Source organism: Streptomyces sp. NPDC056231 (assembly GCF_048270745.1).
Lineage (GTDB): Bacteria > Actinomycetota > Actinomycetes > Streptomycetales > Streptomycetaceae > Streptomyces.
Genome location: NZ_JBLVKW010000012.1, coordinates 93,379 through 116,879, shown reverse-complemented (window position 1 = coordinate 116,879; position 23,501 = coordinate 93,379). Strand labels below are relative to the sequence as shown.

Here is a 23,501-nt window from a genome sequence, read left to right as displayed (position 1 = left end):
GCGGCGTGTGAGTGAGAAGAAGAAGGTCGTCGTCTTCGACTACGGCTTCGGCAACGTCCGTTCCGCCGAGCGCGCCCTCGCCCACGTCGGCGCGGACGTCGAGATCACCCGTGACTTCGACCGGGCGATGAACGCCGACGGGCTGCTGGTGCCCGGCGTCGGCGCGTTCTCCGCCTGTATGGAGGGGCTGAAGAAGGCCCGCGGTGAATGGATCATCGGCCGCAGGCTCTCCGGCGGCCGCCCCGTGATGGGCATCTGCGTCGGCATGCAGATCCTCTTCGAGCGCGGCATCGAGCATGGCGTGGAGACGGAGGGCCTCGACGAGTGGCCCGGCACCGTCGCCCCGCTGAAGGCCCCGGTCGTCCCGCACATGGGCTGGAACACCGTGCGGTCCCCCGAGGACTCCGAGCTCTTCGCCGGTCTCGACGCCGAGGCCCGGTTCTACTTCGTGCACTCGTACGCGGTGCACGACTGGAGCCTCGAAGTCACGAACGCCAGGATCCGCGCCCCCCGGGTCACCTGGGCCACCCACGGCGAGCCGTTCGTCGCCGCCGTGGAGAACGGCGCCCTGTGGGCCACCCAGTTCCACCCCGAGAAGTCCGGCGATGCCGGCGCCCAGCTGCTGACCAACTGGATCGGAACACTCTGATGTCCACCACGCTTGAGCTTCTCCCCGCCGTCGACGTCCGCGACGGCCAGGCCGTCCGGCTCGTGCACGGCGAGTCCGGCTCCGAGACCTCGTACGGAGACCCCCTGCAGGCCGCCCTCGCCTGGCAGAGGGCGGGCGCCGAGTGGCTGCATCTCGTCGACCTGGACGCCGCGTTCGGCACCGGTGACAACCGGGCGCAGATCGCCGAGGTCGCCCGCTCCATGGACATCAAGGTCGAGCTGTCCGGCGGCATCCGTGACGACGCCTCGCTCGCCGCCGCTCTCGCCACCGGCTGCACCCGGGTCAACCTCGGCACCGCCGCGCTGGAGACCCCCGAGTGGGTCGCCAAGGTCATCGCCGAGCACGGTGACAAGATCGCCGTCGGCCTCGACGTCCGCGGTACGACGCTCCGCGGCCGCGGCTGGACCCGCGACGGCGGCGACCTCTACGAGACCCTCGCCCGCCTCGACTCCGAGGGCTGTGCCCGCTACGTCGTCACCGACATCGCCAAGGACGGCACGCTCCAGGGCCCCAATCTGGAGCTCCTGAAGAACGTCTGCGCCGCCACCGACAAGCCCGTCGTCGCCTCCGGCGGCGTCTCCTCGCTGGACGACCTGCGGGCGATCGCCTCGCTCGTGCCGGACGGCGTCGAGGGCGCGATCGTCGGCAAGGCGCTGTATGCGAAGGCGTTCACCCTCGAAGAGGCGCTGCAGGTGGTCTCCGGATGACCGACTCCGTCAACCGCATCTCCTCCGGCGCCCCCTGGGAGGACAAGTTCGGCTACTCCCGCGCGGTGCAGCTGCCGAACGGGCTGGTCCTGGTCGCCGGCTGCACGTCGATCGTCAACGGACAGATCTCCGCGGGCGGCCCGTACGAGCAGGCCGTCGCCTCCTTCAAGGTCGCCTTCGACGCGCTGAAGCAGGTGGGGCTGGGCCGCGAGGACGTCGTCCGTACCCGGATGTACCTCACGCATGCCCGGGACGTGGACGAGGTCGGCCGCGCCCACAAGGAGCTGTTCGATGACGTCCGCCCCGCCGCTTCCATGATCATCGTCTCCGGTTTCGTCGACCCCAGCCTGGTCGTCGAAGTCGAGATCGAGGCCTACCGGGAAGGTGCGCAATGAGTCTCGCGGTACGAGTCATCCCGTGCCTGGACGTCGACAACGGCCGGGTCGTCAAGGGTGTCAACTTCCAGAACCTGCGCGACGCGGGTGACCCCGTGGAGATGGCCAAGCTGTACGACGCCGAGGGCGCCGACGAGCTGACCTTCCTCGACATCACCGCGTCCAGCGGCGACCGGGAGACGACCTACGACGTGGTGCGCCGCACCGCGGAGCAGGTCTTCATCCCGCTCACCGTCGGCGGCGGTGTCCGTACGGCCGACGACGTCGACAAACTGCTGCGGGCCGGCGCCGACAAGGTTGGTGTCAACACCGCGGCGATCGCCCGCCCGGACCTCATCCGGGAGATCGCCGAGCGGTTCGGCCGGCAGGTCCTCGTCCTGTCCGTCGACGCCCGGCGTACTCCCGCGGGCACCTTCGAGGTCACCACGCACGGCGGCCGCAAGGGCACCGGCATCGACGCCGTCGAGTGGGCGCACCGGGCCGCCGAGCTGGGCGCGGGCGAGATCCTGCTCAACTCGATGGACGCCGACGGCACGAAGGACGGCTACGACACCGAGATGATCGCGGCGGTCCGCGCACACGTCACCGTCCCCGTCATCGCCTCCGGCGGCGCGGGCCGGCTCGCGGACTTCGCGCCGGCCATCGCGGCGGGCGCCGACGCGGTGCTCGCCGCGTCCGTCTTCCACTTCGGTGACCTGCGGATCTCCGAGGTCAAGGGCGCTCTCAGGGAGGCCGGACACCCGGTCCGCTGACCGCAGTACTCCATCGATCGCCGGACGAGCCGTTGTGGCCCGTCCGGCGATCGGCGTTTTGCGGGCCGTCCCCTCACGGCATCAGGGCGGTATCCGAGGTTCCACAAATTTTATTGCACAATAAAGATTGCGCAGTTTTCCTTTCCTGTCTACGGTGAGGGCATGGCAAGCAACGAATCTCGCCGGATCTCGGACCTGGAGACCCTGAAGGCTTTCGGGCACCCCCTGCGGATGAAGCTCTACCGGGCGCTCTACATCTCCCGTAAGGCCACCGCCTCCCAGCTCGCCGAGCAGGTCGACGAGGCGGTCTCGCTGGTCAGTTACCACCTGCGCAAGCTCGCCGACCACGGCCTGATCGAGGAGGCCGAGCAGCAGGGCAAGGACGGCCGCGAGCGCTGGTGGCAGCCGGCCTCGAAGGGGCTGAACGTCCATGCCGAGGATTTCAGTGACGCGCCCGAGAAGGTCGCCACCCATACCGCCATCGGCCGGCTCTCGTTCGACCAGCACGTCGAGCTGTACCGCAACTACATCGACTCCGCCCAGAGCTGGCCACTGGAGTGGCGCAGCGCCGCCTCCGGCTCCGAGTACCTGGCCCGGCTCACCGCCGACGAACTCGCCGCGCTCGGCCGTGAGGTGCACGAACTCATCGACCGGTACGAACAACTCGGCCGCGTCCGCGATGAGGCCGGAGACACGGAAGGCCGCGAGAACGTCGCCATACACCTGTACGCATTCCCGTTCCGCACCTGAGCCGCCGCCCCGGGAGGACGACCCTCATGACCGTCACCGTCACCGTCACGGCCACGAAAGCACCCGAACGCCCAGCCCACCGCGACGGCAACGTCCTGCGCTGGCTCGGCGCCTACGCCGCGTCGATGATCGGCGACAGCGTCTACTACATGGCGCTCGCCTGGTCCGCCGCCCGCGCCGGCAGCGCCACCCAGGCCGGGCTCGTCCTCGCCGTCGGCTCCATACCCCGGGCCCTGCTGATGCTCGGCGGGGGAGTGCTCGCCGACCGGCTCGGCCCGCGCCGCGTCGTCATCGGCAGCGACGCCGCCCGCTGTCTGGTCGTGCTGGGCCTGGCGGGTGCGCTGCTGTTCACCTCACCCGCGGTGTGGATGCTGGTCGCCGTCGCGCTCGTCTTCGGCGTGGTCGACGCCCTCTTCCTGCCCGCGGTCGGTGCCCTGCCGCCCCGGATCGCCGCCGCCGGACAACTGGCCCGCGTCCAGGGACTTCGCGGACTCGCCTCCCGTGCCGCCAATGTCGTCGGAGCCCCGCTCGGTGGCGCCGCAGTGGCTTTCGGCGGCCCGACCCTCGCGTTCGCCGCGGCCGGGGTGCTCTTCGCTGTGTCGCTGCCGTTGCTCCTTGCCCTGCGGATCAGCCCGCTGCCCGCAGCGGAAGCCGGTGAACCGTCCGGAACCGCCTGGCACGACCTGACCGACGGGCTGCGCCACATCCGCCGCCACCCGGTGCTCGGACCGCTCATGCTCGCCGTGGCCCTCAGCGAGCTGGGCTTCGCCGGGCCCCTCAACCTCGGCCTGGTCCTGCTCGCCGGACAGCGCGGCTGGGGGGCGTCCGGCATGGGCTGGATCGTCGCCGCGTTCGGGATCGGAGCCGGTGCGTCGGCGCTGCTGCTCGCGGTGCGCGGCCGCGTGCCGCGGGCCGGTCTCGTCATGTGCCTGACGGTACTGGTCGGTGCACTCGCCACAGCCGTCCTGGCCTTTGCCCCCTCGGTGGGCCTCGCCACCGCCATCGCCGCCTGCGTCGGGCTCTTCGCCGGACTCGGCGGCGCCCTGTGCGGCGCCCTGATCCAGACCGTCACCGACCCCGCCTACCTGGGCCGGGTCACCTCGGTCTCGACGCTCTTCACCCACGCGATCGCCCCGCTCAGCTTCCCGGTCACAGGAGCCGCCGTCGCCGCCTGGGGGACGGGCCCGGTCTTCGTCACCAGCGCAGTGGTGTGCGCGTCCGGGGCGGTGGCCGGTCTGGCCTTCACCCGGCTGCGCCGCGCGGAACTGCCGCGCTGACCGGACCCGTACGCGCTACATCCCCAGCTCCGCGGTGTGCAGCCGGGCCACCGCCTCCTTGTCGCCCTCGAGTTCCACCGTCGCCGCGCTCTGCCTGCCGAACGCGAAGAGCAACAGCTCGCCCGGCTCGCCGGTGACCGTCACCACCGGGGTGCCCTTGTGCGCCACCGCCGTCTGGCCGTCCGGGCGGCGCAGCACCAGCCCCACCGGGGACTTGCGGCCCAGCATCCGGGCCGTCCTCTCGGCGCGCGACCACAGCACATCGGCGAAGACCGGGTCCAGCTCCCGCCGCGACCAGTCCGGCTGGGCCCGGCGCACATCCTCCGCGTGGACGTAGAACTCCACGGTGTTGGCGGCTTCGTCGATCTGCTTCAGGCCGAACGGGGACATCCGCGGCGGCCCGGTACGGATCAGCTGGATCAGCTCCTCGTACGGCTTGGCCGCGTACTCCGCCTGCACGCGTTCGAGGCGGTTCTTCAGCACGTCCAGCAGCACACCGCCCGCCGCGTCCGGCCGGCGCTCGCGGACCACCACATGGGCGGCCAGATCCCGGGTCGTCCAGCCCTGGCACAGGGTCGGGGCTTCCGGTCCCGCCGCCTCCAACAGGTCGGCGAGCAGAAGTCGTTCGCGCTTCGCATGGGTCGACATGCTGGCCAGCGTACGGCCGCCGCACGCGGTCCGCCCAGTGGACGCCGAAGGAAGCCGCCCCCGCGGCCACGGCACAATGGGCGCATGACCAGCGCGCCCACGCCCAGCACTCCGCCGCCGTCCGGGAACCTCGACCCCGCCGTCGCCGCCCGCCTCAAGCGCGGCGCCTACGGCCTCGTCCCGGCCATCGCCCAGCAGTACGACACCGGTGAGGTGCTCATGCTCGGCTGGATGGACGACGAGGCCCTGCACCGCACCCTGACCACCGGCCGCTGCACCTACTGGTCGCGCAGCCGCCAGGAGTACTGGGTCAAGGGCGACACCTCGGGCCACATCCAGGTGGTCAAGTCCGTCGCCCTCGACTGCGACGCGGACACCATCCTCGTCAAGGTCGACCAGACGGGTGCCGCCTGTCACACCGGTGACCGGACCTGCTTCGACGCAGACGTACTCCCGCTGGGGCAGTAGGGTCAGCCGCCATGGATCTCGAGACCTTCCGCAAGCTGGCCGCCGACCGGCGTGTCATCCCCGTCAGCCGCCGACTTCTCGCGGACGGCGACACCCCGGTCGCGCTGTACCGCAAGCTCGCGGGCGAGCGCACCGGCACGTTCCTCCTCGAATCCGCGGAGAACGGCCGCACCTGGTCCCGCTACTCCTTCATCGGCGTCCGCAGCGCCGCCACCCTCACCGTCCGCGACGGGCAGGCGCACTGGCTCGGCACCCCGCCCGTCGGCGTCCCCGTCGACGGGGATCCGCTGGACGCCCTGCGCGCCACTGTCGAGGCCCTGCACACCCCGCGCGACCTGCACTCCGGCATGCCGCCGTTCACCGGCGGCATGGTCGGCTATCTCGGTTACGACATCGTGCGCCGACTGGAGCGGATCGGTGAGCACGGAGGCGACGACCTGCAGCTTCCCGAGCTGACCATGCTCCTCACCTCGGACCTCGCCGTCCTCGACCACTGGGACGGCAGCGTCCTGCTGATCGCCAACGCGATCAACCACAACGACCTGGAGACCGGGGTCGACGAGGCGTATGCCGACGCCGTCGCCCGGCTCGACGCCATGGAGGCGGACCTCTCCCGCCCGGTCGAGAGCACCCCCGCGGCCCTTCCGCCGTCCGAGCTCCCGCAGTACACCGCGCTCTGGGGCGGCCAGGCCTTCCAGGACGCCGTCGTCGACGTGAAGGAGCGCATCAGGGCCGGCGAGGCGTTCCAGGTCGTCCCGTCGCAGCGCTTCGAAACCCCCTGCACGGCAAGCGCGTTGGACGTCTACCGGGTGCTGCGCGCGACCAACCCGTCGCCGTACATGTACCTCTTCCGGTTCGACGGCTTCGATGTCGCGGGCTCCAGCCCCGAAGCCCTCGTCAAGGTCGAGGACGGGCGGGCGATGGTCCACCCGATCGCCGGGACCCGGCCCCGCGGCGCCACCCCGCAGGAGGACCAGGCGCTCGCCGACGAGCTCCTCGCCGACCCGAAGGAACGCGCCGAGCACCTGATGCTCGTCGACCTCGGCCGCAACGACCTGGGACGGGTCTGTGTGCCCGGCAGTGTCGAAGTCGTCGATTTCATGTCGATCGAGCGGTACTCGCACGTGATGCACATCGTCTCCACGGTCACCGGCCGCGTCGCCGAAGGCCGTACCGCCTTCGACGTCCTGACCGCATGCTTCCCGGCCGGGACGCTCTCCGGCGCCCCCAAGCCGCGGGCCATGCAGATCATCGAGGAGCTCGAACCCACCCGCCGCGGACTCTACGGAGGCTGCGTCGGCTACCTCGACTTCGCCGGGGACTCCGACACCGCGATCGCGATCCGTACGGCGCTGCTGCGCGACGGCACCGCGTACGTCCAGGCCGGTGCGGGAATCGTCGCCGACTCCGACCCGGTCGCCGAGGACACCGAATGCCGCAACAAGGCCGCCGCGGTCCTGCGTGCCGTGCATACGGCGAACCGCCTCAACGAACGGTGAAGCCCGAGCTGCACATGGGGGCGGCGTCGCCCACCCCCATGTGCAGCTCGGGCTGAACCCGTAAGGGATAGTGGGGTACGTGAGCGCTGTCCCCGTACCCCAGCCCCGTGCCCAGGCCGCCACCGCGCCCGACGCCACGGGAAGCCGCCGCAGCCTGGCCGCCGGCCTGTTTCTCGGGGCGGTCGGTGCCACCGTCGTCCTTCTCGCCTCCGGCCAGACCTGGGCCGAGGGCAAGGCCGCCGTCGGCGGCGGCACCCTGCCTCTGACCGCCGACGGCCAGGACGTCACCGGACTCCCGGCGGCACTCGCCATCGTCGGCCTGGCCGCCCTCGTCGCAGTCTTCGCCGTCCGCAGCGTCGGCCGGCTGCTCGTCGCCGGGCTGCTCGCCCTCAGCGGCCTCGGTGCCGGGCTGAGTGCCTACCTCGGCGCCTCCGACAGCGCGGCCCTGGACGAGAAGGCAGCGCAGACCACCGGCGACACCTCCGCCACCATCGACGCCCTCAGCCACACCGCCTGGCCGTACGTCACCGCCGCCGGCGGACTGCTGATCCTCATCGCAGGGCTGCTCGCCCTGCGGTACGGGAAGCTCTGGCCGACCATGTCGGGCCGGTACGAACGCGACGGCACTCCGCGCCCCCGCAAGGCCCCCCGCACCGCCCCGGACCCGGACCGGCCCGAGGACCTGTGGAAGGCCCTGGACCGCGGCGAGGACCCGACGCACTGAAGGACCTCCCGGCGCGAGCGGGGGTGTGACCGGGGGACGCACACCCGGGTGCGACCCCCAGCACACGCAGTACCCGTGCGTACGGGACAATGGTTCTGAGCTTTTCTGCACAGCAGCACAGCGGCACCAGCTTTGCGTACAGCGATACCCACAGCGCAACACCAACGAGGAGCAACTCATGGCGGGCAGCAGCCACGGACACACCCCGGCCGCCTGGACCGGTGTCATCATCTCGTTCATCGGCTTCTGCGTCGCAGGCGTCTTCATGGTCGCGGCCAACCCGCTCGGCTTCTGGGCCGGTTTCGCGGTCATCCTCATCGGCGCAATCGTCGGTTTCGCGATGAAGGCCGCCGGCCTCGGCGCGCCGAAGGAGTCGCCCGAGATGGCCGCCGCCCGGGCGCGAGCCGGGCAGGCCCAGGTGTCTTCCTGACGCCGGTCGGAACATCGTGAAAGGCGCAGCCCGGGCCGGGCTGCGCCTTTCCGCGTGAGCGGGGACAATCACCGGGTGGACGCCTCGCCTTCTCCCGCAGCCGCACCGGGCCCGTCCGGTCGACAGCCCGCGCCGGACTTCGTGCCGGCGCCCGGTCAGCCGGCGCCGGTCTTTCCGCCGCCGCCCGTGCCCGCATCACCCTTCCGACGGATCGCCACCCCGGTGGCGGTCATGGGCGCCGTCATCGCGGCCTTCGGCTATGTCGGCGCCGTCGACCCCAACCAGCCGGGCCACTACCCGGTGTGCCCGATGCTGCAGGTCACCGGCCTGTTCTGCCCCGGCTGCGGCGGGCTGCGCAGCGCCCACGCCGTTGCCCACGGCGATATCGCCGCGGCCTTCGGCTCCAATGCCCTCGCTGTTGTCGGCTACGCGATCTTCGCCGCCGTCTGGGTGGTCTGGATCGTCCGCGCGAGCAGAGGAATGCCCGTACGGATCAACCTTGCACCGGCCTACTGGTGGGGGATCGGCGCCGTGCTGCTGATCTTCACCGTTGTTCGGAATCTGCCGTTCGGATCAGTACTGGCGCCGTGAATGCCCAGCCAGTGGGACATTTGGCGGCCGGATGCGGGCCCTCGGCCCTCCTGCGGATACCATCGAGATGGCTGATCCTGTTCCCTCATCACCGTCCCGGAAGGGGGCCGCTCGCGTGAGTGTGCTCGACGAGATCATCGACGGCGTCCGCGCCGACCTCGCAGAGCGGCAGGCGCGTGTCAGCCTCGACGAGCTCAAGGAGCGCGCGGCGCGCGCTCCGGCGGCCAAGGACGGAGTCGCCGCCCTGCGCGGCGAGGGCGTGACCGTCATCTGCGAGGTCAAGCGCTCCAGCCCCTCCAAGGGAGCTCTCGCGGCGATCGCCGACCCGGCCGCACTGGCCGCGGACTACGAGGCCGGTGGCGCGTCCGTCATCTCCGTCCTCACCGAGGAGCGCCGCTTCGGCGGTTCGCTCGCCGACCTGGAGGCCGTCCGCGCCAAGGTCGACATCCCGATCCTGCGCAAGGACTTCATCGTCACCTCCTACCAGCTCTGGGAGGCCCGCGCCTACGGCGCCGACCTCGCCCTGCTGATCGTCGCCGCCCTCGACCAGGAGGCCCTCGTCTCCCTGATCGAGCGCGCCGAGTCCATCGGCCTCACGCCGCTGGTCGAGGCGCACGACGAGGAGGAGGCGGAGCGCGCCGTCGACGCCGGAGCGAAGATCATCGGTGTCAACGCGCGCAATCTGAAGGACCTCAAGGTTGACCGCTCCACCTTCGAGCGTGTCGCCCCCGAGATCCCGGCGGGCATCGTCAAGGTCGCCGAGTCCGGTGTCCGCGGCCCGCACGACCTCATCGCCTACGCCAACGCCGGTGCCGACGCCGTACTCGTCGGCGAGTCCCTGGTCACCGGCCGCGACCCGCGGACCGCAGTCGCCGACCTGGTCGCCGCTGGCGCCCACCCGGCCCTGCGGCACGGACGGGGCTGACCCGCACCATGTCCGCCGACCGCCCCCTGCCCCGCACCCGGCCGCGCCTGCGCCTGGCCGTGGTGACGGCTGCCAGGGACCCGCACGCGCCGCTGGCACGCGGTTGCCGCCCCCGCGGCTGCCGCGCCCCCGCGCGCCGTGTGCACGGACGGCGGGTGCGGTACGTGATCGGCGACGAGCCCGGCCAGGTCAACGGCATGCGATGGCGCACAGGAACCGCGCTGTAGCGAGCCCCGGCCGACGTACTCCCACCACCCTGTCGTACGTACGACCGAACCGTCCGACCGTTCCGGTCGCGGCGGCGCTCTGCCGACGGCGCATACGGTGAACCCACCCGTTGCCATGACGAGGAGCACGTCGGATGTCATCTGACTTCTTCATTCCAGACCCCGAGGGTCTGATCCCCAGCGCCGAGGGCTACTTCGGTGCGTTCGGCGGCAAGTTCATCCCGGAGGCGCTCGTCGCCGCCGTGGACGAGGTCGCCGTCGAGTACGACAAGGCCAAGGCCGACCCGGCCTTCGCCGCCGAGCTCAATGAGCTCATGGTCAACTACACCGGCCGGCCCAGTGCGCTGACCGAGGTGCCGCGCTTCGCCGAGCACGCGGGCGGCGCCCGGATCTTCCTCAAGCGCGAGGACCTGAACCACACCGGCTCGCACAAGATCAACAATGTGCTTGGCCAGGCGCTGCTCACCAAGCGCATGGGCAAGACCCGGGTCATCGCCGAGACCGGCGCGGGCCAGCACGGCGTCGCCACCGCGACTGCGTGCGCCCTCTTCGGCCTCGAATGCACCATCTACATGGGCGAGATCGACACCGAGCGGCAGGCGCTGAACGTGGCACGGATGCGGATGCTCGGCGCTGAGGTCGTCGCCGTGAAATCCGGCTCCCGCACGCTCAAGGACGCCATCAACGAGGCGTTCCGCGACTGGGTCGCCAATGTGGACCGCACCCACTACCTCTTCGGGACGGTCGCGGGCCCGCACCCCTTCCCGGCAATGGTCCGCGACTTCCACCGCGTCATCGGCGTCGAGGCCCGACGGCAGGTACTGGAACGGACCGGCCGGCTGCCGGACGCCGCGATCGCCTGTGTCGGCGGCGGCTCCAACGCCATCGGCCTGTTCCACGCCTTCATCCCGGACGCGCACGTCCGGCTGATCGGCTGCGAGCCCGCCGGACACGGCGTGGAGACCGGCGAGCACGCGGCGACCCTGACCGCGGGCGAGCCCGGCATCCTGCACGGGTCGCGCAGTTACGTCCTCCAGAATGACGAGGGCCAGATCACCGAGCCGTACTCCATCTCGGCCGGTCTGGACTACCCGGGCATCGGCCCCGAGCACGCGTACCTCAAGGACATCGGCCGCGGCGAGTACCGCGCGGTCACGGACGACGCCGCCATGCAGGCGCTGCTGCTGCTCTCCCGCACCGAAGGGATCATCCCGGCCATCGAGAGCGCCCACGCGCTGGCCGGAGCCCTGGAGGTCGGCAAGGAGTTCGGCAAGGACGGGCTCCTCGTGGTCAACCTGTCCGGCCGCGGCGACAAGGACATGGACACGGCGGCCCGCTACTTCGGGCTGTACGACGCGGACGCGACCGTCGAGGCGGACGCGGGGAACGGCGACGCCGAGATCGAGGAGGACGCCAGGTGAATGGCAACATCAAGCTGCTGAGTGCCGCCCTCGCCGCCGCCAAGGCGGAGGACCGTGCCGCACTCATCGCCTACCTGCCGGCCGGGTTCCCGACGGTCGACGGCGGCATCGAGGCTGTCAAGGCCGTTGTCGCCGGTGGCGCCGACGTCGTCGAGGTGGGGCTGCCGCACAGCGACCCCGTGCTCGACGGGCCGGTCATCCAGACCGCCGACGACATCGCTCTGCGCGGCGGCGTGAAGATCGCCGACGTGATGCGTACGGTCCGCGAGGCGTACGAGGCGACCGGCGTCCCGATCCTTGTCATGACGTACTGGAACCCCATCGACCGGTACGGCATCGAGCGGTTCACCGCCGAGCTCGCCGAGGCGGGCGGCGCCGGGTGCATCCTGCCCGACCTGCCGGTCCAGGAGTCCTCGGCATGGCGCGAGCACGCCGACAAGCACGGTCTTGCGACCGTCTTCGTCGTCGCACCGAGCAGCAAGGACGAGCGCCTCACCGCCATCACCGCGGCCGGCTCCGGCTTCGTCTACGCGGCCTCGCTGATGGGGGTCACCGGCACCCGCGAATCGGTCGGCGAGCAGGCTCAGGACGTGGTCCGGCGCACCCGCGCCACGACCGAGCTCCCGGTCTGCGTCGGCCTCGGCGTCTCGAACGCCCAGCAGGCCGCCGAGGTCGCCGTCTTCGCCGACGGGGTGATCGTCGGCTCAGCCTTCGTCAAGCGGATCCTGGACGCCCCCGACGAGGCGTCCGGTCTCGCCGCGGTCCGCTCATTGGCGGGCGAATTGGCCGAAGGCGTTCGAAAGCGCTGACATCGGGTGTAATCCATACGGGTGGACCTGGGGCCGGGGAGGCACGCACGTGCCTCCCCGGTTCGTTGCTGCGGGTGTGAGCGAGAAGAACCAAGAGGGAAAAAGGACCGCGCGCGACCGGCTCGTCGAGCGGCGCGAGCAGGAGAAGGCGCGCGAGCGCCGCCGACGCGCGCTGATCGTCTCGGCCGCCGTGGTGGGTGTGCTGGCGCTGGCCGCGGTCATCGGCGTGATCGCCGCGAATTCGGGAGGCAAGGGCAACAAGGCGAGCGAGTCGGGGCCCGCGGTCGCACCGTCGGGGGCGACCGGCAAGGACAGCCTGGTCATCCAGGTGGGTGCGGACGACGCCCCGTCCACGCTCACGGTCTGGGAGGACTTCCGCTGCCCGGTCTGTGCCCAGTTCGAGAATGCGTTCCGGGACACGATCCACGAGCTGGAGAACACCGGACAGATCAAGGTCCAGTACCACCTGGTCACGCTCATCGACGGCAACCTCGGCGGCACCGGATCGCTGGACGCGGCCAATGCGGCCGCCTGCGCACAGGACGTCGGGAAGTTCTCCGCGTACCACGACGTCCTCTACCGCAATCAGCCGCCGGAGACCGACGACGCCTTCGGCAAGAGCAGCAAGCTGATCGACCTGGCGGGCAAGGTCCCGGGCCTCGACACGCCCGCCTTCCGCAGTTGCGTGGAGGACGGCACGCACAACACCTGGGTCCAGAAGTCCCACGCCGCGTTCCAGAGCGGTGGATTCGGGGGCACGCCGACAGCGCTCCTCAACGGTGAATCGATCTTCCCGAAGAAGGGGAACGAACCGATCACCGCGGCGAACCTGAAGAAGTGGGTCGCCGAGGCCAACAAGGGCAAGCGGCCGGCGAAGGTCACCCCGTCGCCGTCCGTTTCCTGAGGCACCCCGCGGATGCGGGCTCGGGGTCGGCCGGGTGGGGCATAGATGACCGGCTCGTTACCCAGAAGTTGTCGGGCGGGTTGCCGCACCTCCCGCCCGGCAAGGTAGCGTCGACCCTGCCATGGACCTTGCCTACATTCCCAGTCCGTCGACCGGCGTGATCAATCTCGGCCCGATCCCGCTTCGCGGCTACGCGTTCTGCATCATCATCGGTGTGTTTGTCGCCGTCTGGTTCGGCAACAAGCGCTGGATCGCCCGGGGCGGCAGAGCCGGCACGGTGGCCGACATCGCCGTCTGGGCCGTGCCCTTCGGTCTCGTCGGCGGCCGGCTCTACCACGTCATCACCGACTACCAGCTGTACTTCAGCGACGGTGAGAACTGGGTCGACGCCTTCAAGATCTGGCAGGGAGGCCTCGGTATCTGGGGGGCGATCGCGCTCGGGGCGGTCGGCGCCTGGATCGGCTGCCGCCGTCGAGGGATCCCGCTGCCCGCCTGGGCCGACGCGCTCGCCCCCTGCATCGCCATCGCCCAGGCGTTCGGCCGCTGGGGCAACTGGTTCAACCAGGAGCTGTACGGAAAGCCGACGGACCTGCCGTGGGCACTGAAGATCAGCGAAGGTCCCAACCGGGTCGCCGGAACGTACCACCCGACGTTCCTGTACGAGTCGCTGTGGTGCGTGGGCGTCGCCCTGCTGGTGATCTGGGCGGACCGCCGCTTCAAGCTCGGACACGGGCGGGCGTTCGCGCTGTACGTCGCGGCGTACTGCGCGGGTCGTGCCTGGATCGAGTACATGCGGGTCGACGAGGCGCACCACATCCTGGGCCTGCGCCTGAACGTGTGGACCGCTCTCATCATGTTCGTGCTGGCGGTGACGTACATGGTGGTCTCGGCGAAGGTACGGCCGGGGCGCGAGGAGATCGTCGAGCCGGGAGCGGTCGAGGACGCCGCGGGCGTCGAGGACGCGGCGCCCGCCGCGGATGCCGCCGGTGACGCAGACCGCGACGGCGGCGACGGCGATGCGGAAGCGCCCGGTGCCGAGGTGCCGGATGCGGAGGCGCCCGACACCGAGGAGCCGGAGAAGAACGGCACCGCAGAGGCAGCGAAGAAAGCCTGACGCCACCCATCTGTACGAAAGGCCCCGGTCCAAGAAGCGGCTCGGGGCCTTTTGCTGTTCCCCACCAGGGTCTGTGCGCCCGGACCCCCGCTCCTCGATCGCCGGAGGGGCTGGATTTTCCGCCGTCACCCCACCCGTTCCGCCAGCGCCAGCGTCCGGCGGGCCGAGGCCACCACCGCCGCGTCCACGAAGCGGCCGTCCGGCAGCGCCAGCGCACCCGCGTCCGTCAGTGCCGCGGCCACGATCTCCTGCGCCGCCTCGATCTCCTCCGCCGTCGGCCGGAACGCCCGTTCGATGACCGGCAGCTGCCGGGGGTGGATCGCCGCCCGGCCGACGAACCCCAGCGCCCTCCCGTGCACACAGGACTGCCACAGCCCGTCCAGGTCCAGGACGTCCGGGAACACCGACTGGGTCGGCGGGGCGAGCCCCGCCGCGCGGGCGGCAACGACCACCCGGCTGCGCGACCAGTCCAGGCCCATGTCGTCCCGTACGCCCAGATCGGCCCGGAGATCGATCTCGCCGATGGCGATGGAGCGGACCTGGGGGTGGGACGCCGCGATCGCGTACGCGTGCTCGATGCCGAGCGCCGACTCCAGCAGCGGACAGAGCGCGACGCCGGGCGCCAGAGCCGCGATGTGATGGACGGTCGCGGCATGCGTGATCTTGGGCAGCCGCAGTTCGGCCAGGCCGGGCAGTCCGGCCAGGGCCAGGATGTCGGTTTCGGTGTGGACCCGGACGTGCATCGGCACGCCGTCCGTGCCGGCGGGCGGTTCGGCGAGGAGTTCGGCAGTGGCGGACCGGGCATACGCCTTGCGGTCCGGCGCGACCGCGTCCTCCAGGTCGACGATCACCACGTCTGCGCCCGACTCGCGCGCCTTGCGCACCACGTCCGGCCGGTCCCCGGGGGCATACAGCCAGGTCAGAGGCACCATTGCCGTCGCGGTCACAGCACACTCCCCGCTCGCAGTGCGGCGATTTCCGGATCGGTCAGACCGAGCCCGGTGAGGATCTCGTCGGTGTCCGCGCCGTGCGGCCGGCCCGCCCAGCGGATCGCCCCGGGGGTCCTGGACAGCCGGAAGAGGACGTTCTGCATACGCAGCGGGCCCAGCTCCGGGTCGGGGACCTCGGTGATGGAGTCCAGGGCCCGGTACTGCGGGTCATCCATCACGTCCCGGATGTCATGGACCGGCGCGATGGCCGCCTCCGCCTTCTCGAACGCGGAGATCGCGTCGTCGCGGGTGTGCCGGGCGATCCAGGCGCCGACCGCCTCGTCGAGTTCGTCGGAGTGGTCGGCGCGGGTGGCGCCGGAGGCGAACCACGGCTCGTCGATCAGTTCCGCGCGGCCGACCAGATGCATCACCCGTTCGGCGATCGACTGGGCGGACGTGGACACGGCGACCCACTGACCGTCGGATGTGCGGTACGTATTGCGCGGGGCGTTGTTGCGCGAGCGGTTGCCGGTGCGTTCCTGGACGTATCCGAGCTGGTCGTACCAGATCGGCTGCGGGCCGAGCACGGTCAGGATCGGCTCGATGATCGCCATGTCGACGACCTGTCCCTTCCCGGTGCGGTCCCGCCCGGCCAGCGCCGCCATCACGGCGTACGCGGTGGCGAGTGCCGCGATCGAGTCGGCAAGCCCGAAGGGCGGAAGGGTCGGCGGCCCGTCCGGCTCCCCGGTGATCGCGGCGAACCCGCTCATGGCCTCGGCGAGGGTGCCGAAGCCGGCGCGGTGCGCGTACGGGCCGAACTGGCCGAAGCCGGTGACCCGGGTGAGCACCAGCCGCGGGTTGACGGCGTGCAGCTCCTCCCAGCCGATGCCCCACCGTTCCAGCGTCCCCGGCCGGAAGTTCTCGATGATCACATCGGTGGATGCGGCCAGCTGCAGCAGGACGTCGCGCCCGCCGGGAGCGGAGAGGTCGAGGGTCAGATTGCGTTTGTTGCGGCCGAGCAGCTTCCACCACAGACCGATGCCGTCCTTCGCGGGGCCGTGCCCGCGCGACGGATCGGGCCTGCGCGGATGTTCGACCTTGATCACCTCGGCGCCGAAGTCGCCGAGCATGGTGGCCGCGAGGGGGCCCGCGAAGAGCGTGGCGAGTTCGAGGACCCGCAGACCGGTGAGGGGTGCTGCCCCGGGCGCGGTCATGCGGCGTCGATCTCGCTGCGGTACGGCATGGAGGTCGAGGCACCCGGCCTCTGCACACACAGTGCGGCGGCCGACGACGCCCAGGCCAGTGCGTCCGGTACGGAACGCCCCTCGCCGAGCGCCACGGCGAGCGTGCCGACGAAGGTGTCCCCGGCGCCGGTGGTGTCCACGGCGGTGACCTCGGGCGCGGGGAAGTGGATCTTTTCGGTGCCCCGGGACGCGTACAGGCAGCCCCTCGCGCCGAGCGTGATGACCACCTCGGGGACCTGCCGGAGCAGGACGTCCGCAGCCGCGTGGGGTTCGGAGCGCCCGGAGAGCGCGGCGGCCTCGTGCTCATTGGGAATCAGGAGATCGATGGCGTCGAAGAGTTCGTCCGGCAGCGATTGCACGGGGGAGGGGGTGAGAATCGTCCGTACACCCTGCGCATGGGCGACCCGCGCCCCTTCCAGCACGGTGGGCAGCGGCAGTTCCAGCTGCAGGAGCAGCAGGTCGGCACCCGCGATGGCGGCCTTCTCGCCGGGGCCGAGGGAGGTGACGGTGCCGTTGGCGCCGGGGATCACCACGATCGAGTTGCCGCCCGCGTCGTCGACGACGATGTGCGCGGTGCCGCTGGGGCCCTCCGCGGTGTGCAGCAGGTCGGTGTCCACGCCCGCGTGCTCCAGTCCGGACCGCAGCCGCGCACCGTACGCGTCGTCACCGACCGCGCCGATCATCATCACGTCGCCGCCCGCGCGGGCGGCGGCGACGGCCTGGTTCGCGCCCTTGCCGCCGGGGACGGTGCAGAACTCCCGCCCGGTGACGGTCTCTCCGCGCTGCGGAGGCCGTGCGACGTAGGCGACAAGGTCCATATTGGTGCTGCCGAGCACCGCGATGCCGGTCATGGGCGGCGTGCCTCCTCGTGGATGAGCCGGTGGGTCATTTCGGCGAGTGCGTCGAAGCCGATGGAGTCGAATCCGGGGACGGACGTGGCGAGCCGGTTCCCCAGCGGGGTGGTCCATCGGCCGGGCAGCGCCTCGGGCCGGCCGGCCAGCAGACCGGTCAGTGAACCGGCGGTCGCACCGTTCGAGTCGGTGTCCCAACCACCCGCCACCGCGCGGCAGATGGAGCCGGAGAAGTCGCCGTCGGCGTGGGTGAGGGCGGCGGCGAGCAGTGCGGCGTTGGGCAGTTCATGGACCCAGTGGTACGCGCCGAACTCGGCGTGCAGCCGGTCGACCACCTCGTCGAAGTCCTCCTCACCGCGGGCCGCGTCGATCCCGGTGCGGACCGCGTGCGCAAACCGCGAGCGGGGCGGCACGACGCGCAGACCGGCCGCCAGGCAGCCGTGCACGTCCGCGTCTCCGCCGGCTGCCTCGGCGAGCGTCGCGGCGGTGAACATCGCCCCGTACACACCGTTGCCGGTGTGTGTGAGGACCGCGTCCCGGTGTGCCTGCTCGGCGGCGGCCGCCGGGTCGCCGGGGTGGGTCCAGCCGTGCACGTCGGCGCGGATCCGGGCGCCGATCCACTCCCGGAACGGGTTGCGGTGCCGGGCGGTGTCCGGCGGTTCGATGCCGTCGAGGAGATTGCGGTACGCGACCCGCTCGGCGGTGAACGTACGGCCGGCGGGGAGTTCGTCGAGCCAGAGCCGGGCGAGATCGGCGGTACCGAACGAAGGCCCGTGCCGCTGGATCAACAGCACGGTCAGGAGCGGGTGGTTGAGGTCGTCGTCCTCGGGCATCCCGTCGATGTTCTCGGCGAGCGAGGTGGGTGCGGAGCGACGGTTCCAGGGGTGGGCGGCTGCCAGTGCGGCGGGCAGGCCCTTCGCGGTGAACCAGGTGGTGAGCGGCCAGTTCCCGGTGGCCCGGGCCAGCGCACGGATCCCCACCAGGGGCAGCTTCTCGACGGGTTTGCCGAGCAGGCAGCCGGCCGCACGCCCCAGCCACGCCGCCTCCAGCGGGGCCGTACCGGCCGGTGGAGGCGGCGTGCGGGGCGCCGGCCAGTCCGGGCAGGCCGCCCGGATCGCGGCGAGGTCCGTCGGCTCGTCGACATGCAGCGGCGAGGTGAGCCCGGCGAGTTCGTCGAGCAGGCGCTCGGCGAGCGCGCGCAGGGCGGGTGGCGCGGGGGATTTCGATGCGCCCGCGCGCTCCGGGGCGGGTGCGCCACCCGCCGCGTACCACCGGCGCTCGATGTGCCGCGCGTCCCGGCCGTCCTCGGCTGCCTGGCGCAGCTCGTGCCCGATCAGGTCCTCGGGCTGCACCCAGGTGACCCGCACGGTCATGGCGTGCCTGCCAGTGCCGCGAACGCCGCCTCGTGCGCACGCCGCCGGGCGGTGTCCCGTACGAACACCTCGCGGGCGACGTCCGTCAGCGTCCGCGCCGGCGCGTGCAGATCGAGGCGGCTGGCCTCCGCCACCGTTTTCACCCAGGTGGCGGGGATCGCCGCTTCGCCGTGCAGCGCGCCCGCGAGCGCGCCGCTCATCGTGGCGATCGAGTCGCAGTCGCGGCCGTAGTTCACCGATCCGAGCACCGCGTGCCGGTAGTCGCCGTCCGCGACGAGCAGCATTCCCAGGGCGATCGGCAACTCCTCGATGGCGTGCAGCCGGGACGGTCGGCGGGCGCCGAGGGACGGGGCGCGGTAGTCGGGTCCGACGGTGTCGAAGGGGGCCACCGCGGCACGCAGCGGCGCCAGCGCCGTCTCGAAGTCCTGGTGCTGGACGGCCACTTCGCACACGGCCTCGATGGCGGCCCGGGTTCCGTCCTTGGAGAGCGACAGGCAGGTGTCGACGACGGTGGCGGGCGTCGCGTCCGGTGCGCAGGCGGCGGCTACGGCCGCAGCGAAGACCCCGGCCGCCTCCCTCCCGTACGACGACTGATGGGCGCCCGCGAGGTCCAGCGCCTCGGCGTACGCGGCCCGCGGATGCGCGGCGTTGACCAGTCCGACCGGCGCCATGTACATCGCCGCACCACAGTTCACGATGTTTCCGGAGCCCGCCTCGCGCGGATCGACATGGCCGTAGTGGAGCCGGGCGACGATCCACTTCTCGGCGAGGAAGACCCGTTGCAGCGGCAGCGCCTCGGCCTGCAGCTCCGGAATCCAGCGGGGGTTCGCGATCAGTTCCGGTACGAGGTGGTCGGCCACGGAGTACGCGTCGAGATGGTCCCGTACGGCGCCGTACACCCGTACCAGCGCATGGGTCATCAAGGTGTCGTCGGTGACGTGCCCGTCGCCCTTGTAGTACGGGGCGATGGGGCGGGCGGTGCGCCAGTCGTCGCCGTCCCACGGGCCGACGATACCGGTGACCCGGCCGCCGTGGCGTTCGGTGATCTGCTCGGCGGACCGGCCCTCGACCGGGCCGCCGAGCGCGTCGCCGACGGCGGCGCCGACGAGGGCGCCGCTGATTCGTTCATCGAGGGCGAGGGCGGTGGGTGGTCTGTTCCCTGGAGGCGTCATGAGCTTCATGGGCGTCATGCCCGAATTGTCCACCCGGAGGGGCTGGTTCCGTGTCTGTCAGCAGCCCGGCGAGTTCGATGAGATCCGTGCCCGCGAGTCGGGGCAGCGCGCACCCGGCGAGCGTGCGGCAGGCCTCGCGCCAGCCGTCCGGGACGGTGGCGATGCCGCCGAGCGCGCCGGTCAGCGCACCGGCCAGGGCGGGCGCCGAGTCCGCGACCCGCGACAGGCAGGCCGCCGCCGGAATGGCCTGGGCGATCTCGCCCCGGGCGGCGGTGGCGAGGGCGAGCGCGACCGGCACGGTCTCGGCGGCGGCGATCCCGTAGCTGTACACATGATCGACGATCTGATGCTCCAGCACCGGTACGAGCGCGAAGGCGCCCGCCGCCTCGCCGACGAAGTCCCGGGCGATCCGGACGGCGTGGGCGGCATTGCGGGCGATCTCGGTGCCGTCGGGGAGCTGGGCGAGTGCGGCGTTCACCACGGTGTCGACATCGGCCCCGCCCAGCGCCTCGGCGATCGCGGCGGCCATCGCACGGGCGCCGTGCACACCGTCGCCGTCCTGGGTGTATCGAGCATCGAACTCGGCGAGTTCAGCGGCGGGTCCGGGCTCGCCGGGGTGGACGACCGCCAGCACGGCGGCCCGGACACAGGCCGCGTCGTCGAAATAGTGCGGGTTGTCGTGGCCGGTGGCGGGCGGCCGCAGCCCTGCGGCGAGATTGCCGAGCCCCGCCCGGACCGAGATCCGGGCGCGCAGGGGGAGGACCGCCGACTCGACCTCCGGCGCCTGCGCGGCAGCCGCGGCGACCTCAGCGGCCAGTGCGTTCCAGGAGAGGTCGATGGCGGCCTGCATCCGGCGCTCGGGGGAGAGGTGCTGCAGCGACCCTGCCTCCGAGGCGAGCACGGTCCCGGCGGCGAACGCGGCCCATTCGGCATCGTCCGACGGCCCGAGCCGCAGCGGCTCGGGTGGCTGATTGAGGGCGATCGGCACGGGCAGGGTGGTGGTGGCGTTCTGTTCGGCGAAGGTGTCGAGCTCCCGGGTGAGGCGCCGGGTCCACTCCGGCATCCGGGCCGCCCGGTGGCGCGCGGCCGGCCACCCCGCGGCATCCCCCGAGGCGAGCCCGAGGAGCAGCCCCTCGATCCGGGCGCGGCGCCCCGGCAGGGGCTGGGCAGGGAGGGAGGCGGGGTCGCCGGTGCGGCGGGTGTCGCGTGCAATGGTCATGACACCACCGCCGCCGGTTCGCCTGCGCCGCCGGCTGCCCTGCCCGCCTTGCCGGACCCGCCCGTCGGGTCCGCCTCGTCCGTCTCGTCCGGCGTGAGCAGCTCCGCGATGTCCAGGACGTGGTAGCCCCGCATCGACGGCAGACAGCTGCCCCGGACCGGCCCGATCGCCTCGCCCCAGATCCGCGGGATCGCGGACACCCCGTGCAGTGCCCCGGCCAGCGCTCCCGCCACGGCCGCCGTCGTGTCCGCGTCGCGGCCCATGTTGACGGCGGTCAGCACCGCCGTACGGAAATCGCCGCGCGCCGCCGCGAACGCGCCGAACGCCAGGCCGACCGCCTCCGGAGCCAGATCCGTCCATGGATATCCGCCGACCACCACCGCGGAGCGCACAGCCCGCTCCGTGGTGAGGCGGTCGGGATACGTGCGCTGGGCGGCCGCCACCGCGCGGCGCAGCGAGCGCGCCGTCCAGGAGTCCATCGGTACGACGGACAGCGCGGCCGCGATCACGGATGCGACCCCCGCACCGACCATCGCGGCGGCCACTCCGGCCGCCACCGCCTGGCCGCCGTAGATGCCCTCGCCGTCGTGGCTGACCCGGCCGTCGACCGCGACCAGGCGCGCGGCCTCCGCGGGCCGGCCCGCCGCGAACACGCCGAACGGCGCCGCCCGCATCGCGAGCCCGTCGCTCCAGGCGTGCCGGTGCTGGGCGGAGATCGGGGCGGCGAGACCCCGGCGCAGGTTCTCCAGCGTGCCGCGCTCGCTGAACCCGGCGCCGCGGAACGGCCCCTCGTCCAGGTCTGCGATCCACAGGTGCCAGGCCCGCTCGACATGGGTGACGGTCAGCGCCGAACCGTGCCGGGCGAGCAGCAGCCCGGAGAAGATCGCGTACTCCGTGTCATCGGTGCCTGCCGGGTCGTCGCTGACGAAGCCCTCGATCCGGCCCCAGCGGCGGCGGATCTCGGACGGCCGCAGGTTCTCCGCCGGTGCGCCCAGGGCGTCACCCACGGCGAGCCCGAGGAGCGCGCCGCGGGCCCGGTCGGTCCGGCTGAGGCGCTCGGCATCGTCCGCACGGGCCGGTCGGCCCGTGCCGGGTGTGTCCGCGTCGTACCGTGCGGCCTCCGCTGCGCCGCCTGCGCCCGCCCTGCCCGCGTCCGTTCCGCCCGCGCTCGTACGGCCCGTCCACCGCCCTGCCGGATTACCCGCAATCGACTCCATCGCGTCGACCCTTCGCTCGTACCGAGCCAGTTCTCGTACCTGTCCGATCTGTGCCACGCGGAGGCCCGACAAAGGCCGATAAACGTGACAAAAGGTCCAGTCGGATGACGGGGTCCCTCTGCTGAGGCAGGCCGTACTTACCTGGTCAGAGGGCAGGTAAGTACGGCCTGGCTTGCTGGCGGGGGGCTCTTTTCGTGCGTACTTTCGATGGTGTTGAGGGGGCGGAGCGAGTGAATCCCGCTGCCGGAGAAGGGGAGAGCTGTGTCCATCATCGAGACCGACGCCGTCCTGCACGAGGCGCATCGTGACAACCACACCCACCGTGATGTGAACGGCGGCTGGCTGCGCCCGGCGGTCTTCGGTGCGATGGACGGGCTCGTCTCCAACCTGGCGCTGATGACCGGCGTCGCGGGCGGCTCGGTGTCCCAGCAGACGCTCGTGATCACCGGTCTGGCGGGCCTGGCCGCCGGCGCGTTCTCCATGGCGGCAGGCGAGTACACCTCCGTCGCTTCGCAACGAGAGCTCGTCGAGGCCGAACTCGATGTCGAGCGCCGCGAATTGCGCAAGCATCCGGTGGACGAGATGGAAGAGCTCGCCGCGCTGTACGAGTCCCGCGGCGTCGAGCCCGGACTCGCCCGCGAGGTCGCCCGGCAGCTGTCCCGCGATCCTGAGCAGGCCCTGGAAATACACGCCCGGGAGGAGCTCGGCATCGACCCGAGCGATCTGCCGTCTCCGCTCGTCGCCGCTGTGTCGTCGTTCGGCGCGTTCGCGCTGGGTGCGCTGCTGCCCGTACTGCCGTATCTGCTCGGAGCGCACGCCCTGTGGCCCGCGGTGCTGCTGGCGCTCATCGGGCTCTTCGGCTGCGGCGCGGTGGTGGCCAGGGTGACGGCGCGCAGCTGGTGGTTCAGCGGGCTGCGGCAGCTGGTGCTCGGCGGTACGGCTGCGGCGGTCACGTACGGGCTGGGCATGGTGTTCGGCGTGGCCGTCGGGAGCTGAGACCGACCGGCACATGGGGGACGCCGCCCCCATGTGCCGGTCGGTCCGAGGGCTGTCCGGTCCGGCAGGTATTACGGGACAGCCCTGGGGGTCGCTCGTTCGGATCACGCGGGGCTCGCGGGGTTCGGCACGCACCTATGCGGCGCTGCCGTCGGCCTTCCCCCAAGCTCCCGGCTTCGCTCGAGCAGG

26 protein-coding genes are annotated in these 23,501 nt (G+C 71.9%); 18 read left to right on the top strand and 8 right to left on the bottom strand.

Features of this window, described 5'->3' with window-relative positions; genetic code table 11:
- The first annotated feature begins 7 nt into the window (after positions 1–7).
- The 6 genes from hisH (at position 8) to ACNPQM_RS13115 (ending at position 4,551) form a co-directional block, all read left to right on the top strand.
- Positions 8–649: an imidazole glycerol phosphate synthase subunit HisH gene (gene hisH, locus ACNPQM_RS13140; protein WP_358857997.1), complete on the top strand. Its 642-nt coding sequence runs from the start codon at positions 8–10 to the stop codon at positions 647–649.
- Entirely contained in the window at positions 649–1,377 is a 729-nt protein-coding gene (gene priA / locus ACNPQM_RS13135; RefSeq protein WP_037699035.1) for a bifunctional 1-(5-phosphoribosyl)-5-((5-phosphoribosylamino)methylideneamino)imidazole-4-carboxamide isomerase/phosphoribosylanthranilate isomerase PriA, read from the top strand. The genes hisH and priA overlap by 1 nt, the downstream gene beginning before the upstream one ends.
- Positions 1,374–1,772, top strand: coding sequence for a RidA family protein (locus ACNPQM_RS13130; RefSeq protein WP_358857995.1), 399 nt, complete (start codon positions 1,374–1,376; stop codon positions 1,770–1,772). The genes priA and ACNPQM_RS13130 overlap by 4 nt, the downstream gene beginning before the upstream one ends.
- Positions 1,769–2,524, top strand: a complete 756-nt coding sequence (gene hisF / locus ACNPQM_RS13125) for an imidazole glycerol phosphate synthase subunit HisF (protein ID WP_358857994.1) — start codon at positions 1,769–1,771, stop codon at positions 2,522–2,524. The genes ACNPQM_RS13130 and hisF overlap by 4 nt, the downstream gene beginning before the upstream one ends.
- A gap of 162 nt (positions 2,525–2,686) precedes the next feature.
- Positions 2,687–3,274: an ArsR/SmtB family transcription factor gene (locus ACNPQM_RS13120; RefSeq protein ID WP_358857993.1), complete on the top strand. Its 588-nt coding sequence runs from the start codon at positions 2,687–2,689 to the stop codon at positions 3,272–3,274.
- Positions 3,275–3,300: 26 nt separating this feature from the next.
- On the top strand, positions 3,301–4,551 hold the full coding sequence (locus ACNPQM_RS13115) for an MFS transporter (RefSeq protein ID WP_418084117.1): 1,251 nt from the start codon (positions 3,301–3,303) through the stop codon (positions 4,549–4,551).
- Positions 4,552–4,566: 15 nt separating this feature from the next.
- Here ACNPQM_RS13115 and ACNPQM_RS13110 read toward each other — a convergent pair whose 3' ends face one another.
- Entirely contained in the window at positions 4,567–5,199 is a 633-nt protein-coding gene (locus ACNPQM_RS13110; protein ID WP_358857991.1) for a TIGR03085 family metal-binding protein, read from the bottom strand.
- Between the two features lie 84 nt (positions 5,200–5,283).
- Here ACNPQM_RS13110 and hisI point away from each other — a divergent pair, with 84 nt between their 5' ends.
- From hisI to lgt, 11 genes are all read left to right on the top strand, one after another.
- Positions 5,284–5,667, top strand: coding sequence for a phosphoribosyl-AMP cyclohydrolase (gene hisI, locus ACNPQM_RS13105; RefSeq protein WP_418084115.1), 384 nt, complete (start codon positions 5,284–5,286; stop codon positions 5,665–5,667).
- Between the two features lie 11 nt (positions 5,668–5,678).
- Positions 5,679–7,166, top strand: coding sequence for an anthranilate synthase component I (locus tag ACNPQM_RS13100; protein ID WP_358857989.1), 1,488 nt, complete (start codon positions 5,679–5,681; stop codon positions 7,164–7,166).
- A 70-nt stretch (positions 7,167–7,236) separates the two neighbouring features.
- Positions 7,237–7,890, top strand: a complete 654-nt coding sequence (locus ACNPQM_RS13095; RefSeq protein ID WP_418084114.1) for a TIGR02234 family membrane protein — start codon at positions 7,237–7,239, stop codon at positions 7,888–7,890.
- Between the two features lie 178 nt (positions 7,891–8,068).
- On the top strand, positions 8,069–8,320 hold the full coding sequence (locus ACNPQM_RS13090) for an HGxxPAAW family protein (protein WP_358857987.1): 252 nt from the start codon (positions 8,069–8,071) through the stop codon (positions 8,318–8,320).
- Positions 8,321–8,395: 75 nt separating this feature from the next.
- The gene (locus tag ACNPQM_RS13085) at positions 8,396–8,911 is read left to right on the top strand and encodes a DUF2752 domain-containing protein (protein WP_418084113.1); all 516 of its coding nucleotides are present in this window, start codon (positions 8,396–8,398) and stop codon (positions 8,909–8,911) included.
- A gap of 115 nt (positions 8,912–9,026) precedes the next feature.
- On the top strand, positions 9,027–9,836 hold the full coding sequence (gene trpC, locus ACNPQM_RS13080; protein WP_358857986.1) for an indole-3-glycerol phosphate synthase TrpC: 810 nt from the start codon (positions 9,027–9,029) through the stop codon (positions 9,834–9,836).
- Between the two features lie 8 nt (positions 9,837–9,844).
- Complete coding sequence (gene trpM, locus ACNPQM_RS13075) at positions 9,845–10,063, top strand: tryptophan biosynthesis modulator TrpM (protein ID WP_358857985.1); 219 nt, start codon at positions 9,845–9,847, stop codon at positions 10,061–10,063.
- A gap of 134 nt (positions 10,064–10,197) precedes the next feature.
- Entirely contained in the window at positions 10,198–11,484 is a 1,287-nt protein-coding gene (gene trpB, locus ACNPQM_RS13070; protein WP_358857984.1) for a tryptophan synthase subunit beta, read from the top strand.
- A complete protein-coding gene (gene trpA / locus ACNPQM_RS13065) occupies positions 11,481–12,293 on the top strand; it encodes a tryptophan synthase subunit alpha (protein WP_358857983.1) in 813 nt (270 codons plus the stop codon). The genes trpB and trpA overlap by 4 nt, the downstream gene beginning before the upstream one ends.
- A gap of 76 nt (positions 12,294–12,369) precedes the next feature.
- Positions 12,370–13,197, top strand: a complete 828-nt coding sequence (locus ACNPQM_RS13060) for a thioredoxin domain-containing protein (RefSeq protein WP_418084112.1) — start codon at positions 12,370–12,372, stop codon at positions 13,195–13,197.
- Positions 13,198–13,318: 121 nt separating this feature from the next.
- Positions 13,319–14,311, top strand: a complete 993-nt coding sequence (lgt, locus tag ACNPQM_RS13055) for a prolipoprotein diacylglyceryl transferase (protein WP_418084111.1) — start codon at positions 13,319–13,321, stop codon at positions 14,309–14,311.
- A 125-nt stretch (positions 14,312–14,436) separates the two neighbouring features.
- On the opposite strand, the gene ACNPQM_RS13050 is transcribed toward lgt, so the two are convergent.
- The 7 genes from ACNPQM_RS13050 to ACNPQM_RS13020 are packed head-to-tail and all read right to left on the bottom strand — an operon-like array spanning position 14,437 to position 22,316.
- Positions 14,437–15,243: an HpcH/HpaI aldolase/citrate lyase family protein gene (locus tag ACNPQM_RS13050; protein ID WP_358858068.1), complete on the bottom strand. Its 807-nt coding sequence runs from the start codon at positions 15,241–15,243 to the stop codon at positions 14,437–14,439.
- Between the two features lie 11 nt (positions 15,244–15,254).
- The gene (locus ACNPQM_RS13045; RefSeq protein ID WP_358857980.1) at positions 15,255–16,454 is read right to left on the bottom strand and encodes a CaiB/BaiF CoA transferase family protein; all 1,200 of its coding nucleotides are present in this window, start codon (positions 16,452–16,454) and stop codon (positions 15,255–15,257) included.
- Complete coding sequence (gene rbsK, locus ACNPQM_RS13040; protein ID WP_418084109.1) at positions 16,451–17,335, bottom strand: ribokinase; 885 nt, start codon at positions 17,333–17,335, stop codon at positions 16,451–16,453. Before rbsK ends, ACNPQM_RS13045 begins: the two co-directional genes overlap by 4 nt.
- The gene (locus tag ACNPQM_RS13035) at positions 17,332–18,708 is read right to left on the bottom strand and encodes an ADP-ribosylglycohydrolase family protein (protein WP_418084108.1); all 1,377 of its coding nucleotides are present in this window, start codon (positions 18,706–18,708) and stop codon (positions 17,332–17,334) included. Before ACNPQM_RS13035 ends, rbsK begins: the two co-directional genes overlap by 4 nt.
- Positions 18,705–19,898: an ADP-ribosylglycohydrolase family protein gene (locus ACNPQM_RS13030; RefSeq protein WP_418084107.1), complete on the bottom strand. Its 1,194-nt coding sequence runs from the start codon at positions 19,896–19,898 to the stop codon at positions 18,705–18,707. The genes ACNPQM_RS13035 and ACNPQM_RS13030 overlap by 4 nt, the downstream gene beginning before the upstream one ends.
- Positions 19,834–21,099, bottom strand: coding sequence for an ADP-ribosylglycohydrolase family protein (locus ACNPQM_RS13025; protein WP_418084106.1), 1,266 nt, complete (start codon positions 21,097–21,099; stop codon positions 19,834–19,836). Before ACNPQM_RS13025 ends, ACNPQM_RS13030 begins: the two co-directional genes overlap by 65 nt.
- Positions 21,096–22,316: an ADP-ribosylglycohydrolase family protein gene (locus tag ACNPQM_RS13020; RefSeq protein WP_418084148.1), complete on the bottom strand. Its 1,221-nt coding sequence runs from the start codon at positions 22,314–22,316 to the stop codon at positions 21,096–21,098. The genes ACNPQM_RS13025 and ACNPQM_RS13020 overlap by 4 nt, the downstream gene beginning before the upstream one ends.
- A gap of 261 nt (positions 22,317–22,577) precedes the next feature.
- Between ACNPQM_RS13020 and ACNPQM_RS13015 the strand changes: the two genes are divergently transcribed.
- The gene (locus ACNPQM_RS13015; RefSeq protein WP_358857975.1) at positions 22,578–23,312 is read left to right on the top strand and encodes a VIT1/CCC1 transporter family protein; all 735 of its coding nucleotides are present in this window, start codon (positions 22,578–22,580) and stop codon (positions 23,310–23,312) included.
- Positions 23,313–23,501 lie beyond the last annotated feature (189 nt).

What these genes read in the sequence shown, in the direction of transcription:
- lgt (WP_418084111.1), top strand. Translation starts at nt 13,319, where the DNA reads ATGGACCTTGCCTACATTCCCAGTCCGTCGACCGGCGTGATCAATCTC.
- priA (WP_037699035.1), top strand. Translation starts at nt 649, where the DNA reads ATGTCCACCACGCTTGAGCTTCTCCCCGCCGTCGACGTCCGCGACGGC.
- ACNPQM_RS13100 (WP_358857989.1), top strand. Translation starts at nt 5,679, where the DNA reads ATGGATCTCGAGACCTTCCGCAAGCTGGCCGCCGACCGGCGTGTCATC.
- ACNPQM_RS13130 (WP_358857995.1), top strand. Translation starts at nt 1,374, where the DNA reads ATGACCGACTCCGTCAACCGCATCTCCTCCGGCGCCCCCTGGGAGGAC.
- ACNPQM_RS13035 (WP_418084108.1), bottom strand. Translation starts at nt 18,708, where the DNA reads ATGACCGTGCGGGTCACCTGGGTGCAGCCCGAGGACCTGATCGGGCAC.
- ACNPQM_RS13020 (WP_418084148.1), bottom strand. Translation starts at nt 22,316, where the DNA reads ATGGAGTCGATTGCGGGTAATCCGGCAGGGCGGTGGACGGGCCGTACG.
- ACNPQM_RS13030 (WP_418084107.1), bottom strand. Translation starts at nt 19,898, where the DNA reads ATGACGCCCATGAAGCTCATGACGCCTCCAGGGAACAGACCACCCACC.
- hisI (WP_418084115.1), top strand. Translation starts at nt 5,284, where the DNA reads ATGACCAGCGCGCCCACGCCCAGCACTCCGCCGCCGTCCGGGAACCTC.
- ACNPQM_RS13115 (WP_418084117.1), top strand. Translation starts at nt 3,301, where the DNA reads ATGACCGTCACCGTCACCGTCACGGCCACGAAAGCACCCGAACGCCCA.
- hisF (WP_358857994.1), top strand. Translation starts at nt 1,769, where the DNA reads ATGAGTCTCGCGGTACGAGTCATCCCGTGCCTGGACGTCGACAACGGC.
- ACNPQM_RS13025 (WP_418084106.1), bottom strand. Translation starts at nt 21,099, where the DNA reads ATGACCATTGCACGCGACACCCGCCGCACCGGCGACCCCGCCTCCCTC.
- trpB (WP_358857984.1), top strand. Translation starts at nt 10,198, where the DNA reads ATGTCATCTGACTTCTTCATTCCAGACCCCGAGGGTCTGATCCCCAGC.
- ACNPQM_RS13110 (WP_358857991.1), bottom strand. Translation starts at nt 5,199, where the DNA reads ATGTCGACCCATGCGAAGCGCGAACGACTTCTGCTCGCCGACCTGTTG.
- ACNPQM_RS13050 (WP_358858068.1), bottom strand. Translation starts at nt 15,243, where the DNA reads ATGGTGCCTCTGACCTGGCTGTATGCCCCCGGGGACCGGCCGGACGTG.
- trpM (WP_358857985.1), top strand. Translation starts at nt 9,845, where the DNA reads ATGTCCGCCGACCGCCCCCTGCCCCGCACCCGGCCGCGCCTGCGCCTG.
- ACNPQM_RS13090 (WP_358857987.1), top strand. Translation starts at nt 8,069, where the DNA reads ATGGCGGGCAGCAGCCACGGACACACCCCGGCCGCCTGGACCGGTGTC.
- ACNPQM_RS13120 (WP_358857993.1), top strand. Translation starts at nt 2,687, where the DNA reads ATGGCAAGCAACGAATCTCGCCGGATCTCGGACCTGGAGACCCTGAAG.
- ACNPQM_RS13045 (WP_358857980.1), bottom strand. Translation starts at nt 16,454, where the DNA reads ATGACCGCGCCCGGGGCAGCACCCCTCACCGGTCTGCGGGTCCTCGAA.
- rbsK (WP_418084109.1), bottom strand. Translation starts at nt 17,335, where the DNA reads ATGACCGGCATCGCGGTGCTCGGCAGCACCAATATGGACCTTGTCGCC.